Genomic DNA, 12,960 nt, shown 5'->3' with positions numbered 1-12,960 from the left:
GCTAGCCCACCCACTTCTCATAGTCGGATACCAGGAGGTGCAGTGGCTGCGTGTCCTCGTCGATGGCGGCGAAGCGGCCGATGGGATCGCGGAAGATATTGTCGGTCAGGTCGTCGTTGACGGTCGAAACCTCGCCGATCAGCACGTCCCTGCCCTCGGCCCAAAAGGCGTGCCAGACGCCCGGTAGCAGCGTCACGCTCTCGCCCGGATCGAGTTTCAACAGGCCGCCGGCCGGCAGCTTGCGGATGGTGCCATCCACCGGCACCGAGACCTCGGCGTTAGGATCGATGCCGCCATCGGCATCGGGCATGAACAGTTCCAGCACCAGCTTGCCGCCGCCGCGATTGATGATGTCCTCCGCCTTGATGACGTGGCGGTGCATCGGCGAAAGCTGGTCCTTGCGCGAGATCATGATCTTCTCGGCATAGAGCATGCCGGCGCCCTTCTTCATGTCCTCGAAGCGGCCGTTGCGCACGGTGAACAGGAACAGGCCGAGTTCATCGAACTTGCCCTGTCCGTAGTCGGTGATGTCCCAGCCGAGACGGGACGAAAAGATGCCAGCCGAACTCTGCCGGCGCGCCTTCATCTCATCGGGCGACCAATAAGCGAAGGGCGGCATGACATAGCCGAAGGAGCGGATGAAGGCGTCGGCTTCACGGATGATGGCGTTGACGGCGGACCGTTTCATGGGCGTTCCCGGACTCGGCTGGACGACCTGTCCGCATTAGCGGAATGGTCCGGGCGTGTCGATGCCGCTTATGCGCTCGCCTGGCGCGCCGCCATGCGGCGCATGGCGACGATACGCCGGTGCAGGATCTCGGTGCGCATTGCCGTGAGATGCAGGGCGAAGAAGAGCACGGTGAAGCCGACCGCCATGACCAGCAACGGCACCAGCATGGAGATGTCGATGGTCGGGCCATCCAGCCTGAACACAGAGGCTGGCTGGTGCAGCGTGTTCCACCAGTCGACCGAGAACTTGATGATGGGGATGTTGACGAAGCCGACCAGGGTGATGACGGCAGCCGCCCAGGCGGCGCGGCCGGCATCGTCGAGCGCGCGGGTCAGCGCGATGATGCCGAGATACATCAAGAACAGCACGAAGACCGAGGTCAGCCTGGCATCCCACACCCACCACGTGCCCCACATCGGCTTGCCCCAGATGGAGCCGGTGATCAGCGCCAGCGCGGTGAAGGCGGCACCGATGGGCGCAGCCGATTTCAGCGCGACATCCGCCAGCGGGTGACGCCACACCAGCGTGCCGAGCGCCGAGACGGCCATCAGCGTGTAGCAGAGCATCGCCAGCCAGGCGAACGGCACATGGATATACATGATGCGCACGGTGATGCCCTGCTGGAAGTCGCCGGGCGCGGCGAAGCTCAGGTAGAGCCCGCCGATCAGGATGATTGCGGCTATCGTCCACAGCCAGGGCGCCAGCCGCGTGGCAAAGGCGACGAACCGGGTCGGGTTCGCCAGGTCCATCCAGCCGGTCGGGCGTGCGCTCGTCTCGCTCATAGGCCGCTACATAAACCGGCGCGACGGTTCGGGCAATCGACGGCTTGTCGCGGCGGCGGTGCTTTCAAGGCGCCGCCGCCCGGACACGGCTCGTCAGGCGGCAGCGTCCTGCACGGCGGAAAGGCGGCTCATGCGGCGAACCTCCTCGTCGTTGAGCAGGCCGCCGGCGCGCAGCAGTGATGCAAAGCGACCGTTGCGCATCGACAGTTCGACGAAGCCGCCCTGCTCGACGACCTGGCCCTTGTCCATGAAGATCACAAGGTCAGCATCGCGCACGGTCGAGAGCCGGTGGGCGATGATGAAGGTCGTGCGGTCGCGCCTGAGGTCGTCGATGGCCTCCTTGACGCGGCCCTCCGTCTCGACGTCGAGCGCGCTCGTCGCCTCGTCCAGCACCAGGATGGGCGCATCCTTCAGGACGGCGCGGGCGATGGCGATGCGCTGGCGCTCGCCGCCCGAAAGCTGGCCGCCGCGCTCGCCGACGATGGTGTCGTAGCCTTCGCTCTTGGCGAGGATGAAATCCTGCGCCACGGCGGCCTCGGCGGCGGCGTGGACGTCATCGTTGCTGGCGTCGGCGCGGCCGATGCGGATGTTGTCCTCGATCGAGCGGTTGAGCAGGCCGGCATCCTGGAACACGGTGGCGATGGCGTGGCGCAGCGACTTGCGGGTCACGGTGCGCGTGTCGACGCCGTCGATCAGGATGCGGCCCTTCTGCGGCGCATAGACGCGCTGGAGGAGGTTGATGAGCGTCGTCTTGCCCGCACCCGTCGGGCCGACGATGGCGACCGTCTGGCCCGCCTGCACCTCGAAGGACACGTCCTCGACGCCTTGGCTGGAAGCTGCGAACTCGAAGCCGACGTTCTCGAAGCGGATATGGCCGGTGACGGCGTTCAGGTCACGCAGGCCTTCGGGCTCGGCCTCGTCGACGGCGGAGTCTTCCAGACGGTAGAACTCCTCCAGCTTGGCGCGGGCCTCGGAAATCTGGTTGACGAAGGCCGAGACCTGGTCGAGACGCGCGATCAGCAGCGTGGCGAAGCCGGTGAAGGCGATCACTTCACCGATGCGCAACTGCCCTTGCGTGACCAGATAGGCGCCGATCATCAGCACCACCATCATGGAGATGGTGGATGAAAGCCGGTTCAGCGCGCTGGCGATGGCCCACCAGTCGAGCACCGGGTTCTGGGCCTTCAGGAGATCGGTAGCGTAGCGCTTCAGCGCCTCGGTCTCGTGGCCGATGCGGTTGTAGCTCTGCAGCACCGAAATGTTGGTGACGGAGTCGGTCACATGCGCGAACACCTTGTGGTAATGGCGCTCGACGCTGGCCTGGCCTTCCTTGGTGCGGCGCATGACGAGGCGGCCGATGGCGAAGTAGAGAACGCCGAGTACGATGAGCACCACCGACATGCGAAGGTCCAGCGACAGCGCGGTCGGGATCAGCAGCGCCAGCGCCACGACGGTGGAGAGATGCAGGCGCATGAACTCCAGCCACAGGCTGAACAGAGTTTCGACGGCCCTAAGCAGCGTGTGCAGGGAATTGGACGTGCCGCGCTGGTGATGCCACGAGAGCGGCATGGTGATGATGCGCTCGAAGGACTCGCACAGCACCTCGCTGCGGCGGGCATGGGCGAAGCGGTCGGCGCTGCGCGCCACCAGCACGAAGGCGACGATGTTGAAGGCGCCGAGGCCGGCCCACATAGCCAGCGGCGGCACGACGTCCGTGTGGTCGGAAATGGAATCGATCACGTGGCCGAACATGATCGGCTCAAGGATGGCGATGACCGCGAGGGCTACGTTGGCGAAGCAGATGAAGAACACCCGCTTCTTGTCGGCGGCAAGATAACCCAGCGCTCGCCAGTAGATCTGAAGGATGGACACCTTGGCTACTCCACGAACCTATCAGTTGTGCGCTGTCCCATTCGGCGTGAACAAGTATCGTTCGGCAGGTCGGAAAACAATGGCCGAAAGCCCCTTGCGTTCCGATTCGGCGAACAAAAGATGGCAACGGCCGGAAATTTGCCGTGAACGGTAACGAGTTGAGATAAAAGGTGAAATGCCTGCTCTGCGGCGAAATTGCGGCAACCGCTGCCGTTGCGGCAATTTTGAGCGGCGCGCTTTCGGCCGCCCGGTCCGGGCGGCCGTGAAAAGGCTGTTTCAGCCGGGGATTTTTACCACGACGTCGAAGTTTCCGCCCTTCTTCAGGTCCAGGGAGGCGCCTTTCACCTTTGCGCCATTGACCTCGAGCGAGACGGATTTGGCCGCCTTGGCGCGCACCACGCGCACCGAGCAGCGCGCGCCGAGCAAGGTGAGCTTGGCCGAATAACCATCCCAATCGCTTGGGATTTTCGGGTTGAAGGCGATGCGCCTGCCTTGCCGTTCGATGCCCAGGACATGCTCGACGGCGGCGCGGTAGAGCCAGCCTGCCGAGCCGGTATACCATGTCCAGCCGCCGCGCCCGCCCTTGTCGCCGGCATAGATGTCGGCGGCAACCACATAAGGCTCGACGCGGTAGTGCTCGGCAGCCGCCTCGTCCAGCGCGTGGTTGACCGGGTTGAGCATCGACAGGCAGCGATAGGCCTCGTCGACCTGCCCCATCTCGGCCAGCGCGATCACGAACCAAGTCGCGGCATGGGTATACTGGCCGCCGTTCTCGCGCACGCCCGGCGGATAGCTCTTGATATAGCCGGGGTCCTTGTCCGTCTTGGAGAAAGGCGGCGTGAACAGCTTGACGATCTTGAGATCCTCGTCGACCAGCATGCGTCTTGCCTGATCCATGGCCGTGCGCGAGCGCGCCGGATCGCCCTCGCCCGACAATACGCTCCACGATTGGGCGATCGAGTCGATCTTGCATTCGGCAGAGTCGTGCGAGCCGAGCGGCGTGCCGTCGTCGAAACTGCCCCGGCGATACCATTCGCCGTCCCAGGCGGTGTTCTCCAGCGCACGCTTCAGCATGTCCGCATGCTTTTCCCAGGCCTTGGCGTGCTTGTCGTCGCCCTCCGCCTTGGCGACGGCGGCGAAGTCGCGCAGCGTACCGAGCAGGAACCAGCCGAGCCACACGCTCTCGCCCTTGCCCTTTTCGCCGACGCGGTTCATGCCGTCGTTCCAGTCGCCGCCGAGGATCAGCGGCAGGCCGGCCGGGCTGCTGCGCTTGATGGCGAGGTCGAGCGCGCGGGCGCAATGCTCATAGAGCGAAACCGAGCGCTTTGAGACTTCCGGCGCAAAGAAAGCGTCGTGCTCGCCCTCGGCCAGAACCTGCCCGTCGATGAAGGGCAGCGGCTCCTTGAGGATCGCGCTGTCGCCGGTCACCGTGACATAGCGGCTGACCGCGTGGGCCAGCCACACGACGTCGTCGGAGATCATCGTGCGTACGCCGGCGCCCGTGCGCGGCAGCCACCAGTGCTGCACGTCGCCCTCCGGGAACTGCCTGCCGGCCGCGTTCAGGATCTGCTCGCGCGCCAGCGCCGGGTCGTGCATGAGCAGCGACAGCGTGTCCTGCAACTGGTCGCGGAAGCCGAAGGCGCCGCTTGCCTGGTAGAAGGCCGAGCGAGCGCGGATGCGGCAGGCGACCGCCTGATAGGGCAGCCAGTGGTTGACCACGGCGTTCAGCGCCTTGTCCGGCGTCTCGACCTGGACGGTATCGAGGAAGGCGCGCCAGTCGCGTTCGTTGTCGGCCAGCCGCTGGTCGAAATCCTTCTCGCGATTGCGGCGGATGAACTCGCCGGCTTCCTCCGGCGATGCCGCATCGCCCAGCAGCCACAGCAGCGTGACGTTGCCGCCCGCCGGAATCTCGACGTCACGCGCCAAAGCCGCGCAAGGATCGTCGCCTGCCTCGATGCGGCCGGAAAGCGCCGTGCCGTTGAGCACCGCCTGTGGTTTCTCGCTCGATCCATGCCGCCCGAGGAATTCCTGGCGGTCGGCGGTGACGGATTGCGGCTGTTCGTCAGCCGCGAGGAAGGCTATGCGGCCGCCGAAATCCAGCCCGTAGGGATTGCGCGCGAACAACGCGCCGGTCGCGGCGTCCTGCGACGGAACGATAGTGCCCGCCGTCTTCGAGCGGTGAGTGCCGAGCACCCATTCGGCATAGGCATAGATGCGCAGCCTTGCCGGCGACGAGCCCTCATTGCGGATGCGCAGACGCGAGACGCGCACCGGATCGTCGGGGTCGACCACATGGGTCAGGTCCATGGCGAGCGGCCCGCGCGTGGCGCGCAACGTCGAGAACCCCTGCCCGTGCCAGGTTTCGTAGGTCACGGCGGGATCGCGCACGACGGCCGCCATCGGCGAGAAGGCCTCGCCGCTGTCGAGGTCGTGGATATAGACGCCCTCGCCCGGCCGGTTGGTGACCGGATCGTTCGACCACGGCGTCAACTGATAGTCGCGGCTGTTGCGGCTCCAGGTGAAGGCCGCCCCTTCGGCCGAGACATGGAAGCCGAAGGCGGCGTTGGAAATGACGTTGATCCAGGGCTGCGGCGTGGTGCGCCGGCCGGTCAGGCGGGTGACGTAATGGCGTCCGTCGCCATCGAAGCCGCCGAAGCCGTTCCAGTGGTCGAGGCCTGATCCGTCCGCCGCGACGTCCTTGATCGTTTCTTGCCGCGCCGGCTGCGCTTTGGCGGGTTCGGCGCCGCCGAGGGCGCGCATCTCGTCGCGCGCCTGCAAGGCGGTCGCCTCGGCCCGCTCGATCTGGTCGAAGATGGTGCCGTTGCGGGTATGCAGGACGACGCGCGCGACGGCCAGCAGCGTACGGTAGGTCGGCTCGTCCATCAGGTCCCGGCGCACGGCGAAGATGTGCTGGCGCGGTCCGAGCTCAGTGCCGCGCACGCGGCTGTTCTCGCACAGCGCTTCGATCGCCTGCTGGAGATCCTGCACGTAGGACGAGGCCTGCTCGTTGACGACGACGAGGTCCACCATCAGCCCGCGAGCACGCAGATATTCCTGGAAGCGCAGCGCCTGGGCGACGATCTCCAGGTCGGCGACATCGGCGATGCGCACCGCGAGGATCGGGAAATCGCCCGAGATCGAGGTCGGCCACAGGCTGGACTGCTTGCCCAGCCCCGACGAGATCGCTTCCGAAGGCAGCCTCAGGAACGGATCGGGGTAGATCAGGTAACGGCCGAGCTGCTGCACGTTGGCGGCGTCGGTAAGCGAAAGGCCCATATGGCGCGTCTGTACCTGCGAGCGCGTCCAGGCGAGCATGGCCTGGCGGGCGAAGCTTTCGCCGTGGTCCAGCCGCGCCCTCGCCTCCTCCACTTCCGTGCGGTTGGCGCCGACGACGGTCCAGAACACCAGCGATATCTTCTTGTTGGCCGGCACGCGCACGCGCCGCCGCAGTGCCGCGATGGGATCGAGCGTGAAACCGGCGCTGCCGCTCAGCCGCGCACCCGGATCGAAGGCCGCCGCGTCTGCGATGCTGCGTCCGCGGCCGATGAAGGCGCGGCGGTCCGTCTCGGCTTCGGTGTCGCGGGCCAGACTGGACGGGTCGGTGACGAAATGCGCCATGGCGATGTCGGGCTCGCCGGCATCGCGCTTGCGGCGGGTGGCGAAGATGGTGCCGTTGTCGGCGGAAATCTCCGTCTCCACCATCATCTTGGAGAAGGCTGGGTGGGCGTTGTCCGAAGCTTCCGAACCCAGCACGAGTTCGGCGAAGGACGTTACCTCGATGTGGCGGTCCGTCGCTCCGTCATTGTAGAGCGTGACGCGGCGGCCCTCGCCGTTGCCTTCCGACACGACGATGCACTCGACTTCGGAGCGCAGGGAGCCGACGCTCTTGATGAAGCTCGCCTTGTCGTCGGAAAACAGCGCCTGCGCCGTTTCGTGCGATGCCTTGCGCGGTTCGGTGGTCGCCGACCACCAGTCGCCGGTCTCGACGTCGCGCAGGAAGACGAAGGAGCCCAGCCTGTCTTCCGTCGGGTCCGGCTGCCAGCGGGTGACGGCAAGCTCGCCCCAGCGGCTGTAGCCGGAGCCGGTGGCACTGACCATCACCGAATAGCGGCCGTTGGACAGGAGATTGGTGGACCGCAGCGCCAGCGCCGGGTCGAGGATGACGCGGGTATCGGGGCTCTGCACCACCGTCTCGTCGACGGAGGTACGCTCTTCCGCCTCGGTGCGGACGGTGTCGGCCGGAATCTCGCGCGGCGCCTTTTCCTGCAACAAGAGCTCGGCCGATTCGATGACGGGATCGCTGTGGAAGCGGTCGCGCAGGCGTCCCTCGAATACGGCGTCGGCGACGGCTGCGATCGACATGCCGGAATGGTGCGCGAAGTAGTTCATCACCACCGCATGCGTGGCGCCTTCCGGCACGCGCTGCGGCGTGAAGTCGATGGCGTCGTAATAGCCGTGGCGGCCCAGCGCGCCTATGGCTTTCAGGCGCTTCAGGTTCTCCACCGCCTCGCGCGGCATGAACTGCGCGGCAAGCACCGTCGCATAGGGCGCGATCACCGTGTTCTGGCCAAGGCCGCGCTTGAGGCCGAGGCCCGGCACGCCGAAATTGGTGTACTGGTAGTTCATCTCACGGTCGCGCGCGTTGTAAGCGGCCTCCGAAATGCCCCACGGCACGTTCTTCGACCGGCCGTACTGGATCTGGCGCTTGATGATGAGGTTGCTGGTCTGGTTGAGGATGGAGCCGGCCGGCTCCTTCATCACCAGCGGCGGCATCAGGTATTCGAACATCGAGCCCGACCACGACATCAGCGCGCCGCGGAAGCCGATCTCGACGATCGGGCGGCCGAGCTTGAACCAATGCTCGGTCGGCAGGTCGCCCTTGGCGACGGCGAACAGGCTGGTCAGCCGCGCCTCGGAGGCCAGAAGGTCGTAGCAGGCCTCGTCGAGCTGGTGTTCTTCCACCCGGTAGCCGATCGACAGAAGCTTGCGCTCGGGCCGCATGAGGAAGGAGAAATCCATCTCGAAGGCGAAGCGGCGGGCTCGCTCGCGCAGTTCCAGCAACTTGGCACGCAAGCCTTCCACCGCCTTGTCGTCGCTGTGGGCGTCGCTGACATGCGCCTCGCAGGTCGCCTCCAGCCTCGCGGCCCAGTCGGCGATGATGTCGCTGTGCGTCGAGCCGGCTTCGGTGTGGATGGCGGCGGCGAGCTTGCGGATCTCGCCGGCCAGGACGGCCAGGTTGATGGTGCGGATCGATGCCATTTCCGGCTGCGACTTGATGGTGCGCACGGTGCGGCGCATGCCGTCCAGCCGGTCGGACAGCCTCTGCCGCAGCGGCCTGAGCTGGCGACGATCGTCCGGCAGCTCGTCAAGGCTCTCCTCCAGGATGGAGACGATATCGAGGATGCCGTCGAAATCGCCCTGGAGATGCACAGAGGGCGCCTCCGCCCATTCCGCGCAGGTGGCGGCCACGGCGACCAGATGACCGGCGAGATTGCCGCTGTCCACGGCCGAAATATAGAGCGGATAGAGTGGCTTGAGGTCGCGCGTTTCATACCAGTTGTAGAGGTGGCCGCGGCTGCGCGGCATGCCCTCGATGGTCGAGAGCGTGGCGTCGATGCGGGCGACCGCATCGGTGAGGCTGATCCAGCCGAAATCGCGCGCCGACACGACCGACAGGAGATAGACGCCGACATTGGTCGGCGAGGTGCGCGCCGCGACAACGGGAAGCGGATTTTCCTGAAAATTGTCCGGCGGCAGGTGGTGATGCTCTTCCGTCACGAACGTCTCGAAATAATGCCAGGTGCGCCGCGCCGCGATACGCAGCGCATGCACGTCCTGCGGCGACAGGTGCAGCCGGTCCTCCGTCTCGGCCGAACGGCTGATCAGCCAGGCGAAGGCGGGCGAGCCGATCCAGAACAGGGCGAAGAAGAAGGCGACGAAGGCGCCGGTCGAGTCGGCCAGCACCGGGATCGCCAGACCGATCACGCCGATAACGACGGCGCCGTACATCATGCCGTAATAGGAACCGAAGTCGTTGCTGCCGCTCTTGTAGGCCTGCGAGGCGGTGCGCCATTCGAGCAGGTTCTTGCGGCTGACGAACAGCCGATAGAGCGTGCGAGCGATGGCATCGCCCATCATCCAGGCGAGATGCGCCATCAGCACCACCTTGAGCGCCACCATGGCGGTGCCGAAAGCGACGTCGCGCACGAGTGCCGAGAAGTGGCCGCGCGCCGTCGCGTCCAGGTTCTTCGGCACCATGGCGTTCACGATGTCGAAGGTGGGCGCCATGAACAGCGTCAGGATCAGCACCGCCTGCCATTGCGCCGCCTGCGTGAAGGGCAGCAGCGTCCAGCCGGCTATGGAGGCCATGACCCAAAAGATCGGCGTCAGCGAGCGGCGCAGGTTGTCGACCATCTTCCAGCGCGACAGCGCCGGCACGCCGGAGCGCGGATCGAGGATGAAATTGAGCAGCTGCCAGTCGCCGCGCGCCCAGCGGTGCTGGCGCGAGGCATCGACCGAGTAGCGGGTGGGATAGTCTTCGACCAGCTCGACATCGGTAACGAGCGCCGAATGGGCCAGCGCGCCTTCCAGCAGATCGTGGCTGAGCACGGTGTTTTCGTCGATGCGGTCCTTCAGCGCCGCCTCGAAGGCGTCGATGTGATAGAGGCCCTTGCCGGTGAAGGAACCGGCGCCGAACACGTCCTGGTAAAGGTCGGAGACGGCGAAAACGTAAGGATCCAGCCCCCGGTTGGCGGAAAACACGCGCTGGAAGAAAGAGGCCTCGTCGCCGGTGGTGAGCGAGGGGGTGATGCGCGGCTGCAGGATCGTGTAGCCGGCGGTGACGGTGCGGCGCCCGGCGTCGAATTGCGGCCTGTTCAGCGGATGCATCAGCTTGCCGACCAGCCGCACGATCGCGTCGCGCGTGGTGCGGGTGTCGGCGTCGAGCGTCATGACGTGGACGATGTTTTCCGGCAGCGGCGCGTCGAGAGGCATGAAGGTGGTGTCGCTGTCACCGCGCAGCAAAAGGTTCAGCTCATGCAACTTGCCGCGCTTGCGCTCCCAGCCCATCCAACACTCCTGGGCGGGGTTGTAGAGCCGGCGGCGATGCAGGAGGTGGAAGCGCGGCACGCCGCCTTCGGCGGGATAGCGCATGTTCAGGCGGGCGATCTGTTCGCGGGCAAACTGAAGGATCTCGGTATCGTTGGCGCTGATCTCCTGCTTGCTGTCGGGCCAGTCCGAGAGCAGGGCAAAGTGGAGTTCGTCCGAGATGTTGGCGAGGTGATGCACCTCGATGTTGCGGATGTTTTCCTCGACGTCGTCGCGCGAGCCGATCAGCGAGGGCACCACCACCAGCGTGCGCGCCTCGACCGGCAGGCCGTCCTTGTATTCGTAGCCGACAAGCCGCGACGGCTTCAGGAACAGCAGCACCATCGTGTTGAAGAAGGCCAGCGCGCCCTCGCTGGCCGGCACGGCGAACAGGACGAGGATCAGCCCGATGGCGGTCGGCGACAGAAGGTTCAGGGCGGCGAGCGCGCTGCCCGCCATCCACATCAACAGGACGGTCAGCAGAAAGACCGGCACGACGATGCCGAGCCAGCCAGCCCGGCCGAAGGCGCGCTTCAACTGCAGGCCGAAAGCCGGCCTGAAATCGATCGCCTGCTCAAGCTCGAGGCGGCGCGGCCCGACCAGGAAGAAGCCGACATCGACGCACTCTGCCGGCAGGACGTCACCTTGCGCGACGCCCGGCCGCTGGGCGTAGCCGGCAAGTTCGGTCGCCTTTTCGGCGACGACATATTCCGACTTGTCCGAACGCTTGGCCAGTTCCTCGATTTCCTGGCGGTACTGGTCGCGCGAGGCGAAATCGAGCGACGCGAAATTGGTGCGCTCACGCAGCAGCGCATCGATACGGCTGACCTCCTCAAACCAGACCGTCCAGTCGACGTCGTTGATGAGCCTGAGGCCGCGGATGATGTTGCCGGTGGTGACGTTGCCGCTCGACAGCGTCTGGTGCTCGGCGATGATGATCTCCTCGGCGTCCGAGCCCGATTTCTCCAGTTCGCCCTCCAGCCACTCCAGCGCCCTGCCGGCGTTCTGCGAGCCGTCGCGAAGCCGGTAGAGAAGCTGGGTGGCGAAGGTGGTGTCGCGGGCATGCGCGGCATAGGGCGAAAGCAGCGCCAGATCGTCGTCCTTGCGGTCGGCCAGAACCTTGTCGGCGACCTCGTTGGCGATCAGCCGCATCGAGCGCGAGCGGGCAACCCGCACGGCCAGCCGCCGCAGGTTCTCGATCAGCACGAAGCGCAGCAGCGATGGCAGCGCCCATATCTCGCCGATCTTCATCGGTTCGACGGACTGGAACCCCTCGACGATCGCCTTGAACATGGAGGCCGACACCGAACTGTCGGAATGCGCGACATAGGCCCACGAAAGGGCGAGCGCGCGCGGCACGCTCTTGCCGTTCGCCAGTTGCAGCCTCGGCAGCTGCCGGTAGAAGCGGCGCGGCAGGTCACGCTTGATCTGGTAGATAGTTTCCTCGACCAGATAGTTGTTGTCGAGCAGCCATTGCGCCGCCGGCGTGACCGTTTCGCCCTTGCCCTGCGCGGCGTTGACGGTGCGGTAGACCTCGAGGATCTTTTTGGCGTTGTCGCGGATGCGCGCCTGGAAATCGAAGACCTCCAGTCCTTCGAGCTCCGTGACCTCACCCCTGGCCAGCTTCTCGCCGAGCGAGCGCAGGCGTTCCTCGGGAAGGAACTGCGCGCGGATCGGATCTTCCGGCGAAGCGGGAAACCCCGTGCCGGTCGCTTCTAGCTGCTTGGGGCTGGTCTGAATGTTCATCGAAGAGTCCAAAAGGCGGGAATGACCCGCGACGGTGCCGCGGATCGTAGTGCGAAAACCGATGCGACTGCGATTGGTTGCATTGCGATGGATGTCGAGTGAGGCAGCGCTTTCATCCCGACGCACAATAGCAGGCGTTGTCCCCCCGACAACCTCCGGGCATGCACCCCTGCACATGCCGGGCGGATCGAAGAGAAAGGATTGGGGCTTTTTCGTGATGCGGCGTCGTCAGCAAGCCCGGATTCCACGAACCCGCCGATAACACTTCAAGACAGGTTTTAATCGTTTTGCATCCATCTTGCGAAAACGGCCCGCGCGATGGTCGCGCGGGCCGCCGGATGAAAACCGAAAGCCGGCTCAGATCGCCGCGGTGATGATGATTTCCACCTTGTATTTCGGTGCGGCGAGCTTCGCCTCGCCGGTGGCGCGGGCCGGCGTGTGGCCCTGCGGCACCCAGGCTTCCCACTCCTTGTTCATCTCGTCGAAGGTCGCCATGTCCGACAGCCAGATGATGGCCTGGAGGATCTTCGTCTTGTCGGTACCGGCCTTGGCCAGCAGCTCGTCGACGGACTTGAGGATGTCGCGCGTCTGCGCGCCGACGCCTTCGCCCTCGCCGGTCTGGCCAGCCAGGTAGACGGTGTTGCCGTGGATGACGATCTGGCTCATGCGCGGGCCGACATCGATGCGACGAACGGTCATGGATAGTTCCTTTCAAGGTTCCGGGTTGCTTCGGCGCCTGTGTAG

Annotated in this window: 5 protein-coding genes; all 5 read right to left on the bottom strand. The window is 65.7% G+C overall.

Annotated features, from left to right (window positions below; genetic code table 11):
* Position 1 precedes the first annotated feature (1 nt).
* Entirely contained in the window at positions 2 to 688 is a 687-nt protein-coding gene (locus FGU64_RS02970) for a D-lyxose/D-mannose family sugar isomerase (RefSeq protein WP_139950813.1), read from the bottom strand.
* A 68-nt stretch (positions 689 to 756) separates the two neighbouring features.
* Positions 757 to 1,512 carry a heme ABC transporter permease gene (locus FGU64_RS02965; RefSeq protein ID WP_139950812.1) on the bottom strand — a complete coding sequence of 252 codons (756 nt, stop codon included), beginning with the start codon at positions 1,510 to 1,512 and terminating at the stop codon, positions 757 to 759.
* A 93-nt stretch (positions 1,513 to 1,605) separates the two neighbouring features.
* On the bottom strand, positions 1,606 to 3,384 hold the full coding sequence (locus FGU64_RS02960) for a glucan ABC transporter ATP-binding protein/ permease (RefSeq protein WP_136355874.1): 1,779 nt from the start codon (positions 3,382 to 3,384) through the stop codon (positions 1,606 to 1,608).
* Positions 3,385 to 3,660: 276 nt separating this feature from the next.
* Positions 3,661 to 12,216: a glucoamylase family protein gene (locus tag FGU64_RS02955; RefSeq protein ID WP_139950811.1), complete on the bottom strand. Its 8,556-nt coding sequence runs from the start codon at positions 12,214 to 12,216 to the stop codon at positions 3,661 to 3,663.
* A 357-nt stretch (positions 12,217 to 12,573) separates the two neighbouring features.
* Complete coding sequence (locus tag FGU64_RS02950; RefSeq protein ID WP_136355870.1) at positions 12,574 to 12,915, bottom strand: RidA family protein; 342 nt, start codon at positions 12,913 to 12,915, stop codon at positions 12,574 to 12,576.
* Between the last annotated feature and the right edge of the window lie 45 nt (positions 12,916 to 12,960).

The sequence above is a fragment of the Mesorhizobium sp. 8 genome (assembly GCF_006351905.1).
Lineage (GTDB): Bacteria > Pseudomonadota > Alphaproteobacteria > Rhizobiales > Rhizobiaceae > Mesorhizobium > Mesorhizobium composti.
This window is presented reverse-complemented; position numbering and strand designations above follow the sequence as displayed.

Excerpts from the sequence above, each read along its gene's own strand:
- FGU64_RS02970 (WP_139950813.1), bottom strand. The coding sequence starts at position 688 with ATGAAACGGTCCGCCGTCAACGCCATCATCCGTGAAGCCGACGCCTTC.
- FGU64_RS02965 (WP_139950812.1), bottom strand. The coding sequence starts at position 1,512 with ATGAGCGAGACGAGCGCACGCCCGACCGGCTGGATGGACCTGGCGAAC.
- FGU64_RS02955 (WP_139950811.1), bottom strand. The coding sequence starts at position 12,216 with ATGAACATTCAGACCAGCCCCAAGCAGCTAGAAGCGACCGGCACGGGG.
- FGU64_RS02950 (WP_136355870.1), bottom strand. The coding sequence starts at position 12,915 with ATGACCGTTCGTCGCATCGATGTCGGCCCGCGCATGAGCCAGATCGTC.